The following is a 21,095-nucleotide window of genomic DNA, read 5'->3' as shown; positions in this document are numbered from 1 at the left end:
GGCGCAGGACCGGCGTCAGCCCGCGAGGACCTTCCGGATCCGCTGCAGGGACACGCTCTCGGCGGTGCCGAGCGACTGCGCGAAGAAGCTCACGCGCAGCTCCTCGATCATCCAGCGCGCGCGCTGCAGGTTCTCGGGGGAGTGCGGAGGCAGCGGCAGCACGCCGCCGGCCGAGCGGTAGAGCTCGAGTGCCGCCTGCACCTCGTTCAGCCAGACGCGGTCGCGCCCGACGTTCTCCGAGATCTTTCCGAACCGCTCGGTGATCGCAGCGAGGTAGCGCGGCAGGTGCCGCAGCCGCTCGAGTCCGGTCGCCGACACGAAGCCCGGATGCACGAGGGCCGACAGCTGCTCGCGCGCGTCGGTCAGCGCCGGCAGCAGGGCCATGCTGGTCGAGTTCTTGAGCGCCTTCTCGGCGGCCCGCGCGGTCGTGAGCACCGTGGTGACCGTCTTGACGGTCTCGAACATCGAGTCCATGACGCTCGCCGAGACCCGGTCGCGCACCGCGTCGAACTCGGCGCGGAGGAACAGCATGCCGTCGGGCTTCATCCGCCAGAGCACGGAGTCGACGCAGGCGAGCAGGCAGTCGGTGAACATCGCCGTCGTGTTCTGGTACGGGCTCTGCGCGAGCACGAGCTTCTCGTTCGAGCTGAGGTGCTGCTGCACGTAGGCGACGGGGCTCGGCGTCGCGAGCAGGAGCAGGCGCCGCACGCCGCGGGGGTGCTCGCGGGCCTGGTCCTCGGGCGTCGCCATCAGGCGGATCGACACGGAGTCGCCGTCGTCGATGAGCGCCGGGTACGCGCGGATCGTGTTGCCGCCCTGACGGGTGTCGGTGGTGCGCGGCAGCTCGGGCATGTCCCAGGTCGTGAGCCCTCGGCGCTCCAGCGCGTCGGGCACGCGCGCCTCGACCACGCGGGCGACCTCGTCGCGCACGCGTCCGCGCAGGCGCTCGGCCAGCGGGGCCAGCTCCTTGCCGGCGGCGATCGTGCGTCCGCGCTCGTCGGCGATCGCGAACGTCACCCGGAGGTGCGCGGGGATCCGCTCGAGGTCGAAGTCGGAGGCGTCGATCACCACGCCCGCCTCGCGGCGCATCGCCCCGGCGAGCGTCGCGGCGAACGACTCCGTCGGCGGGTTCGGCACGTCCTGCGGCAACGAGGCGGTGAGCCGCTTCGCCCAGTCGTTCGCGGGGACCACGTTCCGGCGCAGATGCTTGGGCAGCGCCTTGATCATCGCGGTGACCAGCTCGGCGCGCAGCCCCGGCACGAGCCAGTCGAAGCCCAGCGGAGTGACGCGCGGCAGGAGCGCGAGCGGCACGTGCACGGTCACGCCGTCCTCCTCCGTGCCCGGCTCGAACCGGTAGGAGAGGCGGAAGCGCTGGTCGCCCTGGCGCCACTGCGTCGGGAACGCGGTCTCGTCGATCTCCTCCGCGTCCTCGGGCAGCAGGGTCTGCTGCGTCATCGTCAGCAGGTCGGGCTCGTCGTGCTGCTTCGTCTTCCACCAGGAGTCGAAGGAGCGGACCGACGTGACGTCGCGCGGGATGCGCCGGTCGTAGAAGTCGAAGACGGCCTCGTCGTCGACGAGCAGGTCGCGGCGGCGGGTGCGCTCCTCGAGGCGCTCGAGCTCGGCGCGCAGGGCCCGGTTCTTGCGGTCGAACGCGTGCCGCGACTCCCACTCGCCCTCGACGAGAGCGTGGCGGAGGAACAGCTCGCGGGCGTAGGAGGGGTCGATGCGCGAGAACTGCACGCGGCGCCGGGCGACGAGCGGCACTCCGTAGAGCGTGACCCGCTCGTACGCGACGGCCGCGCCCTGCGACTTCTCCCAGTGCGGCTCGCTGAACTGCCGCTTCACGAGGTCGCCGGCGATCGCCTCGGCCCAGGCCGGGTCGATGGCGGCGTTCGAGCGGGCGAACAGGCGGCTCGTCTCGACGAGCTCGGCGCTCATCACCGCGTCGGGCAGCTTCTTCGCGAGCGCGCTGCCGGGGAAGATCGAGAACTTGGCGTTGCGGGCGCCGACGTACTGCACGTTCTGGCGCTCGCGGCTCTTCGCGGCCCGCTGAGCCTGCTGCGAGGTCGTGTCCTTGACGCCGATGTGCGAGAGCAGCCCGGCCAGGACCGAGCGGTGGATGCCGTCCGGATCCACGCGCGGCTCCCCGAGCTCGAGGCGCAGCGGCTTCGCGAGCTGGCGGAGCTGGCGGAACACGTCCTGCCACTCCCGCACCCGCAGGTAGTTGAGGTACTCGGCCTTGCAGAGCCGGCGGAAGGCGCTGGAGGAGAGCTCCTGCTGCTTCTCCTCCACGTAGTTCCAGAGGTTGAGCAGCGTGAGGAAGTCGCTCGTCGGGTCGACGAAGCGGGCGTGCTGCTGGTCGGCCTGCGCGCGGCGCTCGAGCGGGCGCTCGCGGACGTCCTGGATCGTGAGCCCGGCGACGATCGCCATGACCTCGCGGCTCGTGCGGTGCGTCCGCGACTCGATCACCATGCGGGCGAACCGCGGATCGATGGGCAGGCGCGCAAGGTCGCGGCCGATGCGGGTGAGCTGCGGGCCCTGCTCCTTCCGCGGGACGCCGTGCCTCGACTTCTGCGTCGTTTCGCGTCCCGGAGCGGCGTCTCGCGAGGGGGCATCGGAGGAGGACGCGCCGGGCGTGCGGATCGCGCCGAGCTCGGTGAGGAGGTCGAGGCCGTCCTTGATGCCGCGGGAGTCGGGCGGAGTGAGGAACGGGAACTCGGCGATGTCGCCGAGGCCGAGCGAGATCATCTGCAGGATGACCGCCGCGAGGCCCGTGCGCAGGATCTCGGGATCGGTGAACTCCGGGCGGCGGAGGTAGTCCTCCTCCGAGTAGAGGCGGATCGCGATGCCGTCGCTGGTGCGGCCCGAGCGGCCGGAGCGCTGGTTCGCCGAGGCCTGCGACACGGCCTCGATCGGGAGGCGCTGCACCTTCGACCGCGCGCTGTAGCGCGAGATGCGGGCCGTTCCTCCGTCGATCACGTAGCGGATGCCCGGCACGGTGAGGCTGGTCTCGGCCACGTTCGTCGCGAGCACGACGCGGCGGCGGACGCCCGGCGTGCGCGAGCGCTCGAAGACGCGGTGCTGGTCGGCGGCCGACAGCCGGCCGTAGAGCGGCAGCACCTCGGTGCCCGGCAGGGCGAGCCCGCGGATCGCGTCCTCCGCGTCGCGGATCTCGTTCTCGCCCGAGAGGAACACGAGCACGTCGCCCGGATCCTCGCGAGCGAGCTCGGCGAGCGCGTCGGCGATGCCGGTCATCAGGTCGCGGCTGCCCGCGGTGGCGTCCGGGGTGTCGGTGTCGTCGTCCTCCTCCGGCTCCTCGGCGACCAGCGGGCGGTAGCGGACCTCGACGGGGAACGTGCGCCCCGACACCTCGATGATCGGGGCGGGCTTCCCCTCGGCGTCGGCGAAGTGCGCGGCGAAGCTGAGCGGATCGATGGTCGCCGACGTGATGATGAGCTTGAGATCCGGCCGCTGCGGCAGGAGCCGGTGCAGGTAGCCGAGCAGGAAGTCGATGTTGAGGCTGCGCTCGTGCGCCTCGTCGATGATGATCGTGTCGTACCGGCTGAGCAGCCGGTCGTGGTTCATCTCGTTCAGCAGGATGCCGTCGGTCATCAGCTTGATCCGCGTCGACGCGCTCGCCTTGTCGGTGAAGCGCACCTGGTAGCCGACGACGCCGCCGACCTCGTCGTCGAGCTCCTCCGCGATGCGCTCGGCGATCGTGCGCGCCGCGATGCGCCGCGGCTGCGTGTGGGCGATGCTCTCGCGCCCCAGCTCGAGGCAGATCTTCGGGAGCTGCGTCGTCTTGCCCGATCCGGTCGCTCCGGCGACGATGACGACCTGGTGATCGCGGATCGCGGCGGCGATGTCGTCGCGCCGCGCCGAGACGGGGAGCTCGGGCGGATAGCGGATGCTGAGGACGTCTGACATGAGCCCTCCATCCTACGGCGCCGTGGCAGAATGCCCACGTCCCTCCGCGAGATCCGCCGGGGGCTGCAGACCCTCGAGCGGAGAGCACGGCGTGAATCCGCAGTCCCTGCTCGTCGTCGTGAACATCGTCCTGCTGCTCTTCGCGATCCAGGGCGTGCTGGCGAATCCGCGCCTGGGCCGAGTGGGCAAGGTCGGCTGGGTCGCGTTCATCGTGATCGCCCCGTTCCTCGGCAGCATCGCGTACCTCGTGCTCGGTCGTCGCGGCGGGCGCACCGGAGGCGGTGCCTCGCCGAGCGGACCGCAGCGGCCCAGCGGCTGGTTCTTCGAGCGCTGACCCGGAGCGCTGACCCGGAGCGACAACACGTGCCTCTGACACGGAGCGACGCCCGTCCCCGTCCCGCCTCCCCGCACCGGTAGCCTCCTGGGCACCGTCCCGCTCGTGATCCCTGGAGCACCGTGCCCCGCACTCCCCGCCCCCGGCTGATGCTCGCGATCGGAGTGGCCGCGCAGGCCGCGACGACCGTGTTCGTGTCCGTCCCGCCGTTCCTCATCCCCCTCCTGCACACGCAGTACGGCTACTCCCTCGCCGAGGCGGGCCTGCTCGCCTCCGCGCCGAACGTCGGGCTCGTGCTCACCCTGGTCGCGTGGGGCGCCCTCGCCGACCGGTACGGCGAGCGGATCGTGCTCGCGACCGGAGTCGCGGCCACGGCACTCGCGGGGGTCGGCGCGATGCTCACCGGCGATCTCGTGCTCCTCGGCGTCTTCCTCCTGCTCGGCGGCATGGCGTCCGGCAGCGTCAACGCGGCGAGCGGCCGCGTCGTGATCGGCTGGTTCCCGCGGAACCGGCGCGGGCTCGCCATGGGCATCCGGCAGATGAGCCAGCCGCTCGGAGTCGCGGTCGCGTCGCTCACGGTGCCGCCGCTCGCGAGCGCCGCCGGGGTGCCCGCCGCGCTGGCCCTGCCCGTCGTGCTGCTCGTCGTGCTCGCCGTCGCGTGCGCGATCGGCATCGTCGATCCGCCCCGCCCGCCGCGGACCGAGGCCTCGGCTTCGGTGCCGAACCCCTACCGCTCCGGGGCCGCGCTGTGGCGCATCCACGGCGTCTCGGCCCTGCTGGTCGTGCCGCAGTTCACCCTCTCGACGTTCGGACTGGTCTGGCTGATCGCCGATCAGGGCTGGGAGCCGTGGGCGGCCGGCGTTCTGGTCGCCGTCGCGCAGTTCGCCGGCGCGTTCGGGCGCATCGGAGTCGGGGTGCTGAGCGACCGCGTCGGGTCGCGGCTGCGTCCGCTGCGCTGGGTCGCGGTGGCCGGAGTCGTCGCGCTGCTCCTCCTCGCCGCCACGAGCGCGATCGACGGGGCGGTGGCCGTCGCCGCGGTCCTGTTCGTCGCGGCGACGACGATCTCGGTCGCCGACAACGGACTCGCGTTCACCTCGGTCGCCGAGATCGCCGGTCCGTTCTGGTCGGGTCGGGCGCTCGGGGCGCAGAACACCGGCCAGTTCGCCGCGGCGGCGATCGCGGCGCCGGCGGTGGGAGCGCTGATCGGCCTGGTCGGGTATCCGCTCGCCTTCGCGATCGTGGCGCTGACGCCCGCGCTGGCGCTGCCGCTCGTGCCGTCGCTGACAGCGGAGGAGCAGGACCGGAGCTGAGTCGCCCGGACACCGTCCCTTCTGCAACCCCGTGCCCGTCTCCGTCGCCCCGTCTAGCGTGGACGCATGGCCGAACGACTGCGCTCGAGTGTCAGCCCCTACCTCCGCTCGCACGCGGACAACCCCGTCGACTGGTTCCCCTGGGGTGAGGAGGCGTTCGCCGAGGCCGAGCGGCGCGACGTGCCGGTGCTCGTGTCGATCGGCTACGCGACCTGCCACTGGTGCCACGTCATGGCGCGCGAGTCGTTCTCGGATCCGGTCCTCGCCGAGCGGCTGAACGGCGGCTTCGTCGCGGTGAAGGTCGACCGCGAGGAGCACCCCGACGTCGACACCGCCTACCTCACCGCCGCCAGCGCGTTCACGCGGAACCTCGGCTGGCCGCTCACGGTCTTCACGACCCCCGGCGGCGAGCCCTTCTACGCCGGCACCTACTTCCCGCCGCGGGCCGTGGGCGGCGTGCCCGCCTTCTCGGACGTCCTCGACGCGGTCGGCGAGGCGTGGCGGCTGCGGCGCGACGAGGTGCACGCGACCGCCGGCTCGCTCGCGAACGCCCTCCGCGAGGCGACCGCCGCCCTGCCCGCGTCGACGGCGCTTCCCGGTGCGGCCGACCTCGACGCGGCCGTCGAGCGCCTCGCCGCCGAGGAGGACCGCGTGCACGGCGGCTTCGGCACGGCGCCGAAGTTCCCGGTGGCGCCCGTGCTCGGCTTCCTCGCCTCCCGGGCGGGCGGCGCCGAGCTCGCCGAGCGCACCCTCCTGACCCTCGCCGTCTCGCCCCTGCGCGACCGCGACGGCGGCTTCTTCCGCTACGCGACCCGGCAGGACTGGAGCGAGCCGCACTACGAGCGGATGCTCTACGACAACGCCCAGCTGCTCGACGTCGCCGCCCTGCTGCTGGGCCGCACCGGCACCTCCGACCGCACCGCGCTCACCGGGATCGCGGAGGGGATCGCCTCGTTCCTCATCAGCACACTGCAGCGCCCGAGCGGCGGCTTCGCCAGCGCCCAGGACTCCGGGAGCATCGTCGACGGCCGCCGCTCGGAGGGCGGCTACTACCTCGCCGAGGACCGCTCCGGCCTGGAGCCGCCCGCCCTCGACGAGAAGGTCGTGACCGGATGGAACGGGCTCGCGATCCAGGCGCTCGCCCGCGCCGGGCGCCTCCTCGGCCGCGCCGAGTGGATCGACGCCGCCCGCAGGGCCGCCGACTTCCTGCTCTCCCGCCACGTCGTCGACGGGGCCCTCGTCGTGCGCGCCTCGCTCGACGAGCGCGTCTCGGCGGCCCGGCCCGCGCTCGAGGACATCGGGATGCTCGCCGGCGGGCTCGTGCAGCTGGCGCTCGCCGACGGAGCACCGCGGTACGCCCTCGCCGCCCGCTCGCTGATCGACGGCGCGCTCGACGCCGCCGACGCGTGGCCGCCGTTCGCCCTGCCCGGCGGCGGCGATCCGGCGCTCGTCGCGCGCGGGCTGCTGCTGGCGGCCGATCCCTCCGAGGGCGCGTACCCCTCCGGCCTCTCGGCGACGGCCGGGGCAGCGCACGGGCTCTTCCTGCTCACAGGGGAGCGGCGCTACCGCGACGCGGCCGAGGCGGTCGTCGCCGCGGTGGCCCCCGGAGCCCTGCAGCAGCCGATGGGCTTCGGTGCGGCGCTCGCGCTCGCGTCGTCGCTGGCCGAGCCCGTGACGCAGCTGGTCGTGGTCGCTCCGGAGCCGGCGCCGCTGGCCGGTCTCGCGCGCGGCGCTCGGGCGACCGAGGTGGGCGTGCTCGCCCTGGTCACCGATCGCGCCGCCGCCGAGTGGTCGGACGCGGGCTTCGAGCTCTTCGAGGGCCGGACCTCCCGCGACGGCCTGCCGACCGCCTACTCCTGCGAGGCGTTCGTCTGCGCACTGCCGACGACCGACCTGCCGGAGCTCGTCAGGCGGCCGTGACCACCAGGGGCGCGTCCGGGTCGGCGGCCCACTCGTTCAGCGACCCGTCGTAGATCGCCACCTCGCTGACGCCGAGCAGCGTGAGGGCGAGCGCGTCCGCGGCCGCCGCGACGCCTCCTCCGCAGTACAGCACCACCCGCTCGGCGTCGAGCACGTCGCCGAAGAGCGCGCGCAGCCGGTCGTGCGGCAGGAGGGTGTTCGTCTCGCGGTCCACCAGCCGAGCGGCCGGCACGCTCCGGGAGCCGGGGATGTGGCCGCGGCGCGGACGCTGCCCGGCCTCGCCCGTGAACTCCTTGGGCGGCACCGCGCAGACGAGCGCCCCCGCCGCTTCTCCGCGGACCACCCGCTCGACCTCGGCCTTGTCGACCCAGAGCGGGCGCTCCTCGCGCACGGTGAGCCCGTCGCGCGGTATCGGAGCGACATGCCCCGTCTCGAGCGGGCGCGCCTCCTGCCGCCAGGCCGTCAGGCCGCCGTCGAGCACCGCCACGGAGTCGAGACCAGCGGTGCGCAGCAGCCACCAGAGCCGCGAGGCCCACTGGCCGACCGCGGAGTCGTAGACGACGACCACCGAGTCGTCGTCGATCCCCAGCGCGCCGACCGCCGCGGCGAACCGCTCGGGGTCGAGCCTCGTGAACGGATGCGGCGCCTCGCCGTCCGAGAGGTGCTCGAGCAGGTCCGCGAAGACGGCTCCGGGCACGTGCCCCTCGACGAGGTACTGGTCCTCGCCGGTGAGGTAGCGGTAGCGGCCGTCGAACGCGGGCACGAAGAGCACGCTCGCGTCGATGACGACGAGTCCGTCGCGGCCGAGCTGATCGGCCAGCCACTGCGTCGAGACGATCGGCCGGGCGAGGTAGGGGGAGCTGCTCACCCGGCCCACGGTAGGCGCCGGCCGTCGCGGCCGCACTCCCGCGCGTAACCCGGGTTCACCTCAGCACTCGATGACGTTGACCGCGAGGCCGCCCTCGCTCGTCTCCTTGTACTTCGAGGACATGTCGATGCCCGTCTGCCGCATCGTCTCGATCACCGTGTCGAGCGAGACCCGGTGCGTCCCGTCCCCGTGCAGCGCGAGCCGCGCGGCGCTGACCGCGGTCGACGCCGTGATGGCGTTCCGCTCGATGCAGGGGATCTGCACCAGTCCGCCGACCGGGTCGCAGGTGAGTCCGAGGTGGTGCTCCATCGCGATCTCAGCGGCGTTCTCGACCTGGCGGGGGCTCCCGCCCAGCACGGCGCAGAGGGCGCCCGCCGCCATCGCGCAGGCGGAGCCGACCTCGCCCTGACAGCCCGCCTCCGCTCCCGAGATCGAGGCGTTGGTCTTGCAGAGCGAGCCGATCGCCGTGGCGGTGAGGAGGAACTCCCGCAGCCCCGCGCGCCCAGCCCCGGGCACGAAGCGCAGGTAGTAGTGGCCGACAGCGGGGATGATGCCCGCCGCTCCGTTGGTCGGCGCCGTGACCACGCGCCCGCCCGCCGCGTTCTCCTCGTTGACGGCCAGCGCGAAGGCGTGCAGCCACTCCACGGACGTCGCCCGGGCGCGGTCGAGCGGGTCCTCCTCCAGCGCCTCGAGGCGCTCGCGCATCAGCGACGCGCGGCGCTGCACGGCGAGCCCGCCGGGGAGGACGCCCTCGGTGGCCAGGCCGTGCTCGACGCACGCGGCCATGGCGTCCCAGATCGCGTCGAGCCGGGCGTCGACGTCGAGGTCCGGATGCAGCGCCGCCTCGTTCGCCGCGGCGATCCCGGCGATGCCCGATCCGGTCCGCTCGCAGATCGCCAGCAGGTCCGAGCCCGAGACGAAGTGGTGCGGATGCGCCGCCAGCGCCGCGAGGTCGGCCCGCTCGCCCGCGCGCCGGATGAAGCCGCCGCCGATCGAGTAGTAGGTCTCCTCCCACTCCGGCAGCGCCTCCTCGCCGAGCCAGACGCTGAACGTGAGTGCGTTCGGGTGCTCCGGCAGGCGGGTCCGCGGCTCGAACGCGATGTCGTCGCTCGACATCGGCAGCGGCTGCTCGCCGGCCAGGAGGATCGACCCGTCGACGTCGAGGCGGCGCCAGGCTCCGCGCACCTCCTCGGGATCGCAGGTCTCGGGGTCGAGCCCCGCCAGGCCCGCGACCACCGCGTCGGGGGTGCCGTGGCCGATCCCGGTGGAGCCGAGGGACCCGTACAGGGTGCAGCCGATCCGGCTCACCCGGGGGAGGAGTCCTGCCGACCGCAGGCGGTCGGCGAGGGCGAGGGCGGCGCGCATCGGGCCGACGGTGTGCGAGCTCGACGGACCGATCCCCACGCTGAACAGGTCGAGAACGGAGACGTAGGCGCTCATGTCGAGAGACTACGCCGGGTGCGCGCGGACGGGGCGGGCGCCGATCGGCACCCGCCCCGTCACTCTCCGGCGGTCGGAACCGTCCGGCCCTGCGTCACTCCCAGCCGCAGTGCACGTGGTCGTCGTGGTCCGCATCGCCCGGCGCGAGGATCTCCGTCGCGCCCATCGCGGCGCACGCGTCCTTGACGGACTGGTAGTCGGCACCGTTCGCCACGAAGACGCCGTCGATGATCGGGATGTCCACCGCCGTCCCGCCGTAGTGCAGCGAGGTCGGGCTGTGGTCCTCTCCGGCGATGGAGGAGACCGAGAAGGAGTGCCCGTACTCGGTGTTCAGGCGCAGGATCCCGTCGAGCATCGCCGGGGAGAGCGTCGTGGAGGCTCCGCCGCCCTCGGCGGACGGGCTGGTCAGCGCCGGCCGGCCGGCCGCCGTGTCGCGGATGTTCGCGAGAGCGGTCGAGGCGGGGTCGTCCGAGGAGTCGTAGAGCTCGATCGCGGGGTTGTCGAGGATCGCCTGCGCGGTCGCCGCCGCGTCAGTGCCGGGCGGGGGAGTCGTGCCTCCGCCGCCGCCGGCGATCAGCGCCTTCCAAGTGGCCGGTCCGACGATGCCGTCGGCGGTCAGCCCGGCACCGCTCTGGAAGCTCTTCACGGCGGCGTCGGTGCCGGAGCCGAACGCCCCGTCGACCGCGATCGACGCGCCGTTCGCGTTGAGCTGGGTCTGCGCCGCGCTCACGGCGTCACCGGAATCGCCGCTCCGGACGGTCGTGGCCAGTGCGCCCCACGTCTCCCCGCCGATGATGCCGTCGGCGGCGAGGCCCTTCGCCGACTGGAACGCGGTGGTGGCGCTCGCCGTGCCCGCGCCGAACTCCCCGTCGACGGCGAGCGACTGTCCGGAGCCGCGCAGCAGGTACTGCGCGGTGGTCACGTCGTCGCCGCTGGATCCGGAGGAGAGCACGGGCCAGTCGGCCGCCTGCGCGCTCGTGGCGCCGCCGACGACGACGCCGACGGCGAGGAGCAGGGCGGTGAGGACGGCCAGGGCGCGGGCGCCCAGGCTCCGCGGCCGCTCCTCGACGATCGGGGTGGTGGTGGTCTCTGTCGTGATGCTCATGATCCTCATCCCTCGCTCTCGACGGCCTCGCGGGCCAGGGTCTCCCACTTCGCGTACGCGTCCGGGTAGGCCGAGACCTGCACCGTCTGCGCCGCCTCGGTCACGCTCATCGACTCCCAGCCCGGCACGTCCGTGAGGCCCGTGTTCCCGGTCGGGCTGTTCGCTGCTCCGTAGAAGGCCCGCGACGCGAACACCGGGTTGACGAGGTCGGCCGCGTCGCCCCAGCCGGTCGACGGCCGCTGCTGGAAGAGGCCGACCGAGTCGCGGTCGCCGCCCTCGAGGTTCCGCAGCCGCGACTCCTGCATGGCCGTCGCGATCGCGATGACCCAGCCGTACTCGGGCACACCGGCGGTCTTCCCCTCGGCGATGATCGTGCGCACGTTCGCGAGCTGCTCCTCGCTGAGGGACGCGAACGTCTCGCCGGGCTGACCCGGATCGGGGGTCGTGCCCGAGCCCGAGCCGACGAGCGACTGCCAGGTCTGCGGACCGGCGACGCCGTCGACCGAGAGCCCGGCCTCCGCCTGGAAGGCCTCCACCGCCGAGGCGGTCGCCGGCCCGAACGCGCCGTCGACGCCGAGCCCGGCGCCGGTCTTGTTCAGCTGCACCTGCAGCGCGGTGACGGCCTCGCCGCTGTCCCCGGAGGAGAGCGTCGTGATCAGCGCGGACCAGGTCTGCTCGCCCACGATCCCGTCGGACGAGAGGCCGCGCTCGCTCTGGAACGCCCGCACCGCCTCGGCCGTCGCGGGGCCGAAGACGCCGTCGGCGTCGACCGGATGCCCGGCCGCGGTGAGCAGGTGCTGCACCGTGCGCGCGTTGGCGCTGTTCTCGCCCTCGGCCACGACGCTCCACGCGGCGGCCGCGACCTGCGCCGTACTGGTCGCCGCCGCCGGGGCGGCGACGGCGGGGGTGGCGGCGATCGGGCCGAGCGCGAGCGCGCCGCAGGCGGCGCCGGCGATCAGGAGGCGCCTGCCGCGGTGCGGGGGCCTCGGCCGCGACGCTGCGCTCGCCGCCGATCCCGTTGTGCTGGGTGTGAAGGTCGTGTTCCTCATCGTCCGTCCAGTTCCTCGATGCCGCGAGCGGCTCGATCGTTGTCCGATCCCGGAGAGTCCGTTCTCCCTTGCACCTCCTGCCTACTCGCCTCCACGGCGCCGCACGGAGGATCGGAGGGGCCGTCCAGAGACCCTCCACGCGATGCGGAGGCGAATCCGTCGCGCGGGGGAGGCGGCGCGCCGACGCGGAGGAGGACCCTCCTCCCCGCCGCGGAGGGCGCGACACGCCCGGGTTGCACAGGTCTCGCCCGCGCTGCTACGGTCGCCGAGCGCGCCGCCGGAGCGCGCACCCCCGACGCCTGGAAGGAGCAGTCGCATGACCACGAGACTGCTCGTCGCCGACCGCACGGTCGCCGCGTCCCGCGAACACACGCTGCCCCTCTCGGGCGAGCGCCTCAGCGCGAAGAACCTCCAGCCCGGCGTCCTCCGGCTCTCCTAGGCAGCTGCCCAGGCCCCGGACGACACCGGTTCGGGGCCCCACCGCTCCCGCACTCCTCTGCAGAGGAGGCGGCGCGTGCACGGCTCGCGGCATCCCGCCGTCCCGAACGCGTCTCCCCCTTATCCCGGCGACCGCCGGGCCTTCACGAGAGGAAGGACCATGCAGAAGACCAGCACCATGCAGAAGATCGGCGACCGCCTCGTCTCCTGGGCGAGCATCCTCGACGACAACGCACGGGAGCAGGCGCTCACCGCGTCGCGGATGCCGTTCGTGTTCCCGCACCTGGCGCTCATGCCCGACGCGCACCTCGGGCGCGGCGCGACCGTGGGGTCGGTCATCCCGACCCTCGGCGCGATCATCCCCGCGGCCGTCGGAGTCGACATCGGCTGCGGCGTGATCGCCGTGCGCACCGGGTTCACGCGCGACGACCTGACCGGCCGCGACCTCGCGGGCACTCCGCGAGCAGATCGAGCGCGCCGTTCCGCTCTCGGCGGGCGCCGCTAATCGCAAGGTCGTCGCGACCGCCGAGCCGCGCGTCGCGGAGCTCGCCGCACTCGCCGAGGCGGCGGGCTTCGACCCGGCGCACTACTCGAAGCACTGGAGGCTGCAGCTGGGCACGCTCGGCAGCGGCAACCACTTCATCGAGGTGAGCAGCGACGAGACCGGAGCCGTCTGGCTGTTCCTGCACTCCGGCTCCCGCGGTGTGGGCAACCGGATCGCCGGCGAGCACATCCGGATCGCCCGCGACTACTGCGCGCGCCACTGGATCACGCTGCCCGACCCCGACCTCGCCTACCTCGTGGAGGGCACGGCGGAGTTCGACCGGTACATCGCCGAGCTCCGTTGGGCGCAGACGTACGCGCTGCTGAACCGCGAGGAGATGATGGACCGGGTCGTCCGGCAGCTCTCCGAGTGGATCGGCGCGCCGGTCGAGGAGGTGGAGCGGATCAACTGCCACCACAATTTCACCGAGCAGGAGCGCCACTTCGGCCGCGACGTCTGGGTGAGCCGGAAGGGCGCGATCCAGGCCGACGCCGGGCGTCCGGGGCTCATCCCCGGCTCGATGGGCACCGCCTCGTACGTGGTGGTCGGTCGGGGGAACGCGATGTCGCTCGACTCGTCCCCGCACGGAGCCGGCCGCGAGTACTCGCGGGCGGCGGCGCGGCGGACCTTCACGCACGACCAGTTGCGCGAGGCCATGACGGGGATCGAGTACCGCGACACGGACGCGTTCCTCGACGAGATCCCGGCGGCCTACAAGCCGATCGACCGGGTGATGGCCGACGCCGCCGACCTCGTCGAGGTGCGGCACACGCTGCGCCAGCTGGTGAACGTCAAGGGCGACTGAGAGGGCGACTGAGAGGGACGGGCCGGTCGGGGATTCCCCGGCCGGCCCGTCGTCTCAGCGGATCGTCTTGCGTGCGGTGATCTGCCCGGTGTCGAAGCCGAGCAGGTGCAGTCCGCCGTGGAAGCGGGCGTGCTCGACCTTGATGCAGCGGTCCATGACCACGGTCAGGCCCTTCGACTCGCCGTACTCGGCAGCCTCCTGATTCCAGATGCCCAGCTGCACCCAGACCGTCGGGGCGCCGATGGCGACGACGTCGTCGATCACCGAGGGGATGTCGCTCGCCTTGCGGAACACGTCGACGATGTCGGGCACGACGGGCAGGTCGGCGAGGCTCTTGTAGACCGGCTGTCCGAGGATCTCGGTGGCGTTGGGGTTCACGAAGAACAGCTCGTAGTCGCTCGACTGCTGCAGGTAGGTCGAGACGAAGTACGACGAGCGCGCCGGGTTCGGCGAGGCGCCCACGATCGCGACCGTCTTGGCGCGGCGGAGGATGTCGAGGCGCTGCTTCGCGTCCGGGCCGACCCAGGTGCGCTGCGAGCGCAGCATCTTCGCCAGCGGCGAGTTGGTCGGGACGGAGCAGCTGAGCCCGTTGGACAGCTGGACGACGGTGCCGGTGTCGCTCATCGGTCAGACCTCCACGGTGGGGGAGAGGAGGGTCGCGGAGGCGTCCTCCGGGAGCTCGCTCGGCGCGTCCGGCGTGCCGTGCTTCTCGACCGCCGCCGTGAGCGCCTGATCGAGGTCGTAGATGATGTCGTCGGCGTCCTCGATGCCCACCGAGAGGCGGACGAGGCCCGGCAGCACGCCCGCGTCGAGCAGCTGCTGCTCGGTGAGCTGGGCGTGCGTCGTCGAGGCGGGGTGGATGACCAGCGTCTTCGCGTCGCCGATGTTGGCGAGGTGGCTGGCGAGGTCGACCGACTCGATGAAGGTCTGGCCGACCGCGCGGCCGCCCTTCACGACGAAGCTGAAGACCGAGCCCGGCCCCTTCGGCAGGTACTTCTGCGCGCGCTCGTGGTGCGGGTGCGCGGGCAGGCCGGCCCAGTAGACGGCCTCGATGCGCGGGTCGGCGTCGAGCCACTCCGCCACGCGGCGCGCGTTGTCGACGTGGGCCTGGATCCGGTACGGCAGCGTCTCGACGCCCTGGGCGAGCAGGAACGCGGAGTGGGGAGCGAGGACCGGCCCGATGTCGCGCAGCTGCTCGGCGCGCAGGCGGGTGAGGAACCCGTACTCGCCGAAGTTGCCGTCCCACGAGAGGTCGCCGTAGGAGGCGACGGAGTCGTGCAGCAGCGGGAACTTCTCGTGCGAGTAGTGGAAGCGGCCCGACTCGACGACGACGCCGCCGAGCGTGGTGCCGTGGCCGCCGAGGAACTTGGTGGCCGAGTGGATGACGATGTCGGCGCCCCACTCGATCGGGCGCACCAGATAAGGAGTCGCCACGGTCGAGTCGATGACGAGCGGGATGCCCGCGGCGTGCGCGACGGCCGCGAGGCCCTCGATGTCGGCGATCTCGCCGGACGGGTTCGCGATGGTCTCGGCGTAGAGGACCTTGGTCTTCTCGGTGATCGCCGCCGCGTAGTCGGCCGGATCGCTCGACTGCACGAAGGTCGTCTCGACCCCGAAGCGGCGCAGGGTCACGTCGAGCTGCGTGATGGACCCGCCGTAGAGGTTGGCGGAGGAGACGACGTGATCGCCCGAGCCGACGAGGGCCGCGAAGACGATGAACTGCGCCGAGAGGCCCGACGCGGTGGCGACGGCGCCGAGGCCGCCCTCGAGGCTCGCGACGCGCTCCTCGAACGAGGCGACAGTGGGGTTGGACAGGCGCGAGTAGACGTTGCCGTACTTCTGCAGCGCGAAGCGCGCCGCGGCGTCGGCGGTGTCGTCGAAGACGAACGCGCTGGTCTGGTAGATCGGCAGCGCGCGCGCACCGGTCACCGGGTCGGGGATGTTGCCCGCGTGGATTGCACGCGTCTTGAAGCCGTACTCGCGATCTGCCATGCGATCGACGTTACCGTCGCCCTCCGACAGCGCGGCGCGTGAGCTGTCGCAGTCCGTAACAGTCCCAGGATCAGACCGTCGCGTGCACCGCCGCCAGCGCCATCGCGGCGATCGCGAACCACGACCCGAGCGCCACGACGAGCGCCCGCCAGCCGGTCGTCACGAGCGCGCGCAGCCGCACGCCGGTGCCGAGGGCGAACAGCGCCGCCGCGAGCAGCCAGGTCTGGGCGGTGTCGGCCCCCGCGAGCAGCCCCTCCGGCAGCGGCACCCAGGTGCGCACGAGCACGGCCGCGAGGAAGCCGACCACGAACAGCGGCACGATCGCGGGCCGCGGTCCGGCGTCCGCGCCGCCCCGCCGCGTCACGGCCGCGGCGATCGCGACCATCGGCGCCAGCATCACCACGCGCGTCAGCTTGACGACGACCGCGATAGCGAGGGCCGACGCGCCCGCGACCTGCGCCGTCGCGACGACCTGGCCGACGTCGTGCACCGACGCTCCCACCCAGTGCCCGAACTGCTCGGCCGACAGGCCCAGCGGATGCTGCAGCGCCGGCAGCACGGCGATCGCGAGCGTCCCGCAGAGGGTCACCAGCGCGACCGGCACGGCCTGCTCCGACTCCTTCGCCCGCGTCGCTCCGGCCATCGCGCCTATGGCGGAGGCGCCGCAGATCGAGAACCCGGCGGCCAGCAGCAGGGGCTCCCGGCCGGGCAGTCCGAGCGCCCGCCCGAGCGCCCAGGTGAGCGCGAAGGTCGCCAGCACGATGCCCACCACCACGAGGATCGCCGCCCAACCCAGCGCCGCGATGTCCACGAGCGAGAGCTTCAGCCCCAGCAGCACGATCCCGGTGCGCATGAGGGTCCGCGACGAGAACTTGAGCCCCGGCGACAGCGCACCGCCCAGCGCCGGACGGGCCGCCGGCACCTGGGCTACCACGATCCCGAGCGCGACGGCGGCCGTCAGCATCGGCACCGCCGGCACGAGGGCGTGCACGACGGCCGCGAGCACCGCGGCGGCCGCGCAGACCGCGACTCCGGGACCGAGACGCCCGATCAGACCCACGACGGGAGCCACATGTGCGCCTGCCAGAAGGCGAACGAGGTCTGCTGCCCGGTCCAGACGGGGTAGAAGAAGGCGGTGAGCGCGGCGGCGAGCACGACGAATCCGAGCACGAGGACGATCCCGCGGGTCCGCTTGCGGACGGGGTCCTGCGGCGAGCCCATCACGATCCCCGCCGTCATCGCGAGCGCGAGCATCATGTACGGCTGGAACACGACGCAGTAGAACTGGAAGACCGTGCGGTCCAGGTACAGCATCCACGGCAGGTAGCCCGCGACGATGCCCATCAGCACGAAGCCCGCGCGCCACTCCCGGTACCGCGCGAGGCGGTAGAGCAGGTAGAGCAGCGCCGCGACTCCGGCGTACCAGATCAGCGGATTCGCGACCGAGGTGATCGCCTCGGCGCAGCGCACCGCGGTGCAGCCGTCGACGCCCTCGGCGCTGTCGACGAAGTACATGCTGGTCGGCCGGCTCATCAGCAGCCAGGTCAGCGGGTTCGCCTCGTAGGGGTGCGTGGCGCGCAGGTTGATCGAGTAGTCGTACATCTGCACGTGGTAGTGCCAGAGGCTCTGCGCCCAGTCGGGCACCCACGCCAACGCACCGGTCCAGGCGTTGCCCGGGGCCTCCGTCGCCCACTGCCGGGCCCAGCCGCCGGAAGTCCTGAGCCAGCCGGTCCAGGTGAGGAGGTACGCGACGAGCGCGATCGGCACGACCAGGAGGAAGGACACCGGGCCCTGCTTGAGCACGGCTCCGCTGCCCCAGAAGGGGACGCCCGCGCGGCGGCGCATCAGCGCGTCGACCACGACGAGGTAGACGCCGTAGGCCGCCAGGAAGTAGATCCCGGTCCACTTCACGCCGGCCGCGAGACCGAAGACGAAGCCCGCGACCAGGAGCCACGGCCGCCACCAGAGCACCGGTCCCCAGCTGGGCAGGGCCCCCGCGGCGACCTTCTCGGCGAGCCGCAGCTCCGCCCAGCGGCGGTCGAGCAGCACGGCCGTCACGCCGCACAGCGCGACGAACATGAGGATCCCGTCGAGCAGCGAGACGCGCGACATGACGATCGCGTGGCCGTCGAGCGCGAGGAAGAGGCCCGCGAGCGAGGCGATCAGCGTCGAGCGGAAGAGCAGCCGGCCGACGACGATGACGAGCGCGACCGCGAGGATCCCGACGACCGCCGTCGAGATCCGCCAGCCGACGCTGTCGTCGGCGCCGAACGCGCCCATCCCGAGTCCGATGATCCACTTGCCCAGCGGCGGGTGCACGACGAACGACGGCGCTCCCGTGAACGTGTCCACGTCGCCGGCCGCGAAGCCCGGGTCGGGATCCTCCGGCCACGCGCCCTCGAAGCCGAGGTTCCAGAGCGTCCAGGCGTCCTTCACGTAGAAGGTCTCGTCGAACACGAGGGAGCGCGGGTGCCCGAGGTTCCACAGCCGCAGCACGGCGGCGAGCACGACCACGGCGATCGGCAGGCCGAGGTCCCAGATCCGCCGACGGAGGGGAGTGGGGGTCAGCCGCGCGAACACGTCGTCGAACCAGGAGCCGCGCGGTACGTCCGGCTGCGGCTCGCGCACCCGCGGTGCCGCGGCGACGTCCTCGGCCGGCTCGACGGGAACCGACCGGGTCGCTCCGGCGGAGTCGAGGAGCAGGTCGTCGAAGTCGCGCTGCGGTCGGTCCGTCACCCGGCCATGCTAACGGGGCGTCACGGCACCACGACCGCCCGCCCGCACGCCTCCTCCGAGGGTCGCCCACCGATCGGGGCTGGGAGACTGGCCGCATGATCATCCTCGCGGGCACGCCCATCGGAAACCTCGGCGACGCCTCCCGGCGGCTCGTGGAGGCGCTCTCGACCGCGCAGCACGTCGCCGCCGAGGACACCCGCGTCACGATCCAGCTGCTGCGGGCGCTCGGCATCGAGAACAGGCCGACCCTCTACGCGCTGCACGACCACAACGAGCGCCAGCGGGCGGCCGAGCTGGTCGAGCTCGCCCGCGACCAGGACCTGCTCGTGCTCAGCGACGCCGGCATGCCCACCGTGTCCGATCCGGGCTACCACCTCGTCGAGACGGCGGTCGCGGCCGGAGTCGCGGTCACGGCGCTCCCCGGTCCCTCGGCCGTGCTGATGGCGCTCGCCGTCTCCGGGCTGCCGACCGACAGGTTCAGCTTCGAGGGCTTCCTGCCGCGCAAGCACGGCGAGCGGGCCTCGACCTTCCGCTCCCTCGTCGACGAGCGCCGCACCATGGTGTTCTTCGAGTCGCCGCACCGCATCGGCGACGCCCTCGCCGACCTGGTCGAGGCGATGGGGCCGGAGCGCCGGGTCGTGGTGTGCCGCGAGCTGACGAAGATGTTCGAGGAGGTGCGCCGGGGCACGGCGGCCGAGCTCGCCGAGTGGGCGGCCGGCGGGCTCCGCGGCGAGATCTGCCTGGTCGTGCAGGGCGCTCCGGAGCGGGAGGCGTCGCAGGAGGACGCGCTCGCCGACGTCCTCGCGCGGGTCGCCGCCGGAGCGCGGCTCAAGGAGGCGTCGGCCGAGGTCGCCGAGCGCACCGGCCTCTCGCGACGCGAGCTCTACGAGGCGGCGCTGGCGTCGCGCCGCGGCTGAGCTCCTCCGCCTCGTCGCACGGCGGAGCCGGGGCCTCGTCACACAGGAGGAGCGGCACCGCGCGGTGAATAGGATGGTCGCCATGTCCGACGGCGCCTCCTTCTATCTCACGACCCCGATCTTCTACGTCAACGACGTCCCCCACATCGGGCACGCGTACACGGAGGTCGCGGCGGACGTGCTGACCCGCTGGCACCGTCAGGCCGGCGACGACACGTGGCTGCTCACCGGCACCGACGAGCACGGGCAGAAGATCCTGCGCACCGCGACGGCGAACGGCACGACTCCGCAGGAGTGGGCTGACCGCCTGGTCGAGACCGCGTGGCAGCCCCTCCTGAGCACCATCGACATCGCCAACGACGACTTCATCCGCACCACGGACGAGCGGCACGAGGTCAACGTGCAGAAGTTCCTCCAGAAGCTCTACGACGGCGGCGCGATCTACACGGGCGAGTACGAGGGCTACTACTGCGTCGGCTGCGAGGAGTACAAGCAGCTCTCGGACCTCGACGAGGGCACCGGCGACTACGAGGGCCAGTACGTCTGCAAGATCCACTCCAAGCCGGTCGAGCTGCTCAGCGAGAAGAACTATTTCTTCAAGATGAGCGAGTACACCGAGCGCCTGCTCGCGCTCTACGAGGAGCGCCCGGACTTCGTGCAGCCGGAGTCGGCCCGCAACGAGGTCGTCAGCTTCGTGCGCCAGGGCCTCGCCGACCTCTCGATCTCGCGCTCGAGCTTCGACTGGGGCGTGAAGGTCCCGTGGGACGACTCGCACGTCGTCTACGTCTGGTTCGACGCCCTGCTCAACTACGTCACCGCCGTCGGCTACGGCCAGGATGACGAGGAGTTCGCCCGCCGCTGGCCGGCGACCCACATCGTCGGCAAGGACATCCTCCGCTTCCACGCGGTGATCTGGCCCGCGATGCTGATGGCCGCAGGGCTCGACGTGCCCAAGCAGGTCTTCGGCCACGGCTGGCTGCTGGTCGGCGGCGAGAAGATGTCGAAGTCGAAGCTCACCGGCATCGCGCCCGAGCAGATCACCGACACCTTCGGCTCCGACGCGTTCCGCTACTACTTCATGCGCGCGATCACGTTCGGCCAGGACGGCTCGTTCTCGTGGGAGGATCTCTCGGCGCGCTACCAGGCCGAGCTGGCGAACGGATTCGGCAACCTCGCCTCGCGCGTGATCGCCATGCTCAACCGCTACTACGACGGCGTCGTGCCCGGGCCCGGAGTCGCCACCGAGGCGGAGGAGCGCGTGCAGCGCACCGTCGCCGCAGCGGCCGCCACGGCCGACGCGGCGATCGACGCCCTGGCCATCCACGACGCGATCACCGCGGTGTGGACCATCGTCGACGAGCTGAACGGCTACATCACCGAGCAGGAGCCGTGGGCGCTCGCCAAGAACGACGCCGACCGCGAGCGGCTCGGCACGGTCCTCTACACGGCGACGGAGGGGCTGCGCGCCCTCGCCGTGCTGCTCTCGCCGGTCGTGCCCCGCGCGACCGCGAAGCTGTGGACGGCGCTCGGCGTCGAGGAGTCCCTCGGCTCCCTCGCGGCGCAGCCGATCCGCGAGGCCGGCGACTGGGGCCGCCTGCCCGTCGGCACGACGGTCGGCACCCTCGAAGCCCTCTTCCCCCGCATCGAGACCCCGGCGAGCTGACCGCCCGGGCCCTCCCTCTGCTGATCGAGTAGCCCGCGGAGCGGGCA

15 protein-coding genes and 1 pseudogene are annotated in these 21,095 nt (G+C 72.8%); 7 read left to right on the top strand and 9 right to left on the bottom strand.

All coding sequences use genetic code 11. The features are described 5' to 3' along the window. Window positions 1-15: 15 nt before the first annotated feature. The gene (gene hrpA, locus ASF46_RS11720; protein WP_056867763.1) at window positions 16-3,927 is read right to left on the bottom strand and encodes an ATP-dependent RNA helicase HrpA; all 3,912 of its coding nucleotides are present in this window, start codon (window positions 3,925-3,927) and stop codon (window positions 16-18) included. 91 nt (window positions 3,928-4,018) lie between these two features. On the opposite strand from hrpA, the gene ASF46_RS11715 reads away from it, so the two are divergent. The 3 genes from ASF46_RS11715 to ASF46_RS11705 all read left to right on the top strand — a co-directional run bounded on the left by ASF46_RS11715 (window position 4,019) and on the right by ASF46_RS11705 (window position 7,491). Further along, window positions 4,019-4,261 (top strand): PLDc N-terminal domain-containing protein, encoded by a 243-nt coding sequence (locus tag ASF46_RS11715; protein WP_055793825.1) that lies wholly within the window; start codon window positions 4,019-4,021, stop codon window positions 4,259-4,261. Between the two features lie 149 nt (window positions 4,262-4,410). Beyond that, entirely contained in the window at window positions 4,411-5,571 is a 1,161-nt protein-coding gene (locus tag ASF46_RS11710) for an MFS transporter (RefSeq protein ID WP_056867762.1), read from the top strand. A gap of 66 nt (window positions 5,572-5,637) precedes the next feature. Next, complete coding sequence (locus ASF46_RS11705) at window positions 5,638-7,491, top strand: thioredoxin domain-containing protein (RefSeq protein ID WP_056867761.1); 1,854 nt, start codon at window positions 5,638-5,640, stop codon at window positions 7,489-7,491. Here ASF46_RS11705 and ASF46_RS11700 read toward each other — a convergent pair. From ASF46_RS11700 to ASF46_RS11685, 4 genes are all read right to left on the bottom strand, one after another. Next, on the bottom strand, window positions 7,478-8,359 hold the full coding sequence (locus tag ASF46_RS11700) for a sulfurtransferase (protein ID WP_162240175.1): 882 nt from the start codon (window positions 8,357-8,359) through the stop codon (window positions 7,478-7,480). The two genes, ASF46_RS11705 and ASF46_RS11700, sit on opposite strands and share 14 nt — an antisense overlap. Before the next feature lie 60 nt (window positions 8,360-8,419). Then, a complete protein-coding gene (locus ASF46_RS11695; protein ID WP_056867760.1) occupies window positions 8,420-9,799 on the bottom strand; it encodes an L-serine ammonia-lyase in 1,380 nt (459 codons plus the stop codon). A 94-nt stretch (window positions 9,800-9,893) separates the two neighbouring features. Further along, window positions 9,894-10,904, bottom strand: coding sequence for a peptidoglycan-binding domain-containing protein (locus ASF46_RS11690; RefSeq protein WP_157602466.1), 1,011 nt, complete (start codon window positions 10,902-10,904; stop codon window positions 9,894-9,896). Window positions 10,905-10,909: 5 nt separating this feature from the next. Then, window positions 10,910-11,953, bottom strand: coding sequence for a peptidoglycan-binding domain-containing protein (locus ASF46_RS11685; RefSeq protein WP_056867758.1), 1,044 nt, complete (start codon window positions 11,951-11,953; stop codon window positions 10,910-10,912). Window positions 11,954-12,269: 316 nt separating this feature from the next. Between ASF46_RS11685 and ASF46_RS19850 the strand changes: the two genes are divergently transcribed. Both ASF46_RS19850 and ASF46_RS11680 read left to right on the top strand, forming a co-directional pair. Further along, window positions 12,270-12,392, top strand: a complete 123-nt coding sequence (locus ASF46_RS19850) for a hypothetical protein (protein WP_268788642.1) — start codon at window positions 12,270-12,272, stop codon at window positions 12,390-12,392. A gap of 177 nt (window positions 12,393-12,569) precedes the next feature. Next, window positions 12,570-13,740 (top strand): annotated as a pseudogene (locus ASF46_RS11680) (RtcB family protein). 54 nt (window positions 13,741-13,794) lie between these two features. Here ASF46_RS11680 and ASF46_RS11675 read toward each other — a convergent pair. From ASF46_RS11675 to ASF46_RS19740, 4 genes are all read right to left on the bottom strand, one after another. After that, on the bottom strand, window positions 13,795-14,364 hold the full coding sequence (locus ASF46_RS11675) for a CoA-binding protein (RefSeq protein ID WP_055793796.1): 570 nt from the start codon (window positions 14,362-14,364) through the stop codon (window positions 13,795-13,797). Between the two features lie 3 nt (window positions 14,365-14,367). Beyond that, a complete protein-coding gene (locus tag ASF46_RS11670; protein WP_055793790.1) occupies window positions 14,368-15,732 on the bottom strand; it encodes an O-acetylhomoserine aminocarboxypropyltransferase/cysteine synthase family protein in 1,365 nt (454 codons plus the stop codon). A 70-nt stretch (window positions 15,733-15,802) separates the two neighbouring features. After that, complete coding sequence (locus ASF46_RS19745) at window positions 15,803-16,804, bottom strand: YeiH family protein (RefSeq protein ID WP_056867757.1); 1,002 nt, start codon at window positions 16,802-16,804, stop codon at window positions 15,803-15,805. Then, complete coding sequence (locus ASF46_RS19740) at window positions 16,783-18,468, bottom strand: dolichyl-phosphate-mannose--protein mannosyltransferase (RefSeq protein WP_235576932.1); 1,686 nt, start codon at window positions 18,466-18,468, stop codon at window positions 16,783-16,785. The genes ASF46_RS19745 and ASF46_RS19740 overlap by 22 nt, the downstream gene beginning before the upstream one ends. Before the next feature lie 95 nt (window positions 18,469-18,563). On the opposite strand from ASF46_RS19740, the gene rsmI reads away from it, so the two are divergent. Both rsmI and metG read left to right on the top strand, forming a co-directional pair. After that, window positions 18,564-19,385 carry a 16S rRNA (cytidine(1402)-2'-O)-methyltransferase gene (gene rsmI, locus ASF46_RS11655; protein ID WP_056867756.1) on the top strand — a complete coding sequence of 274 codons (822 nt, stop codon included), beginning with the start codon at window positions 18,564-18,566 and terminating at the stop codon, window positions 19,383-19,385. Between the two features lie 82 nt (window positions 19,386-19,467). Then, entirely contained in the window at window positions 19,468-21,048 is a 1,581-nt protein-coding gene (gene metG, locus ASF46_RS11650) for a methionine--tRNA ligase (protein ID WP_056868562.1), read from the top strand. The last annotated feature ends 47 nt before the right edge of the window (window positions 21,049-21,095 follow it).

The organism is Rathayibacter sp. Leaf296 (assembly GCF_001423045.1).
Classification (GTDB): domain Bacteria; phylum Actinomycetota; class Actinomycetes; order Actinomycetales; family Microbacteriaceae; genus Rathayibacter; species Rathayibacter caricis.
Note: the sequence above shows the minus strand (reverse complement) of the source record. Positions and strands in the feature narration are given on the sequence as shown.

What these genes read in the sequence shown, in the direction of transcription:
- ASF46_RS11670 (WP_055793790.1), bottom strand. Translation starts at nt 15,732, where the DNA reads ATGGCAGATCGCGAGTACGGCTTCAAGACGCGTGCAATCCACGCGGGC.
- ASF46_RS19850 (WP_268788642.1), top strand. Translation starts at nt 12,270, where the DNA reads ATGACCACGAGACTGCTCGTCGCCGACCGCACGGTCGCCGCGTCCCGC.
- hrpA (WP_056867763.1), bottom strand. Translation starts at nt 3,927, where the DNA reads ATGTCAGACGTCCTCAGCATCCGCTATCCGCCCGAGCTCCCCGTCTCG.
- ASF46_RS11690 (WP_157602466.1), bottom strand. Translation starts at nt 10,904, where the DNA reads ATGAGCATCACGACAGAGACCACCACCACCCCGATCGTCGAGGAGCGG.
- metG (WP_056868562.1), top strand. Translation starts at nt 19,468, where the DNA reads ATGTCCGACGGCGCCTCCTTCTATCTCACGACCCCGATCTTCTACGTC.
- ASF46_RS11710 (WP_056867762.1), top strand. Translation starts at nt 4,411, where the DNA reads ATGCTCGCGATCGGAGTGGCCGCGCAGGCCGCGACGACCGTGTTCGTG.
- ASF46_RS11705 (WP_056867761.1), top strand. Translation starts at nt 5,638, where the DNA reads ATGGCCGAACGACTGCGCTCGAGTGTCAGCCCCTACCTCCGCTCGCAC.
- ASF46_RS11685 (WP_056867758.1), bottom strand. Translation starts at nt 11,953, where the DNA reads ATGAGGAACACGACCTTCACACCCAGCACAACGGGATCGGCGGCGAGC.
- ASF46_RS11675 (WP_055793796.1), bottom strand. Translation starts at nt 14,364, where the DNA reads ATGAGCGACACCGGCACCGTCGTCCAGCTGTCCAACGGGCTCAGCTGC.
- rsmI (WP_056867756.1), top strand. Translation starts at nt 18,564, where the DNA reads ATGATCATCCTCGCGGGCACGCCCATCGGAAACCTCGGCGACGCCTCC.
- ASF46_RS11695 (WP_056867760.1), bottom strand. Translation starts at nt 9,799, where the DNA reads ATGAGCGCCTACGTCTCCGTTCTCGACCTGTTCAGCGTGGGGATCGGT.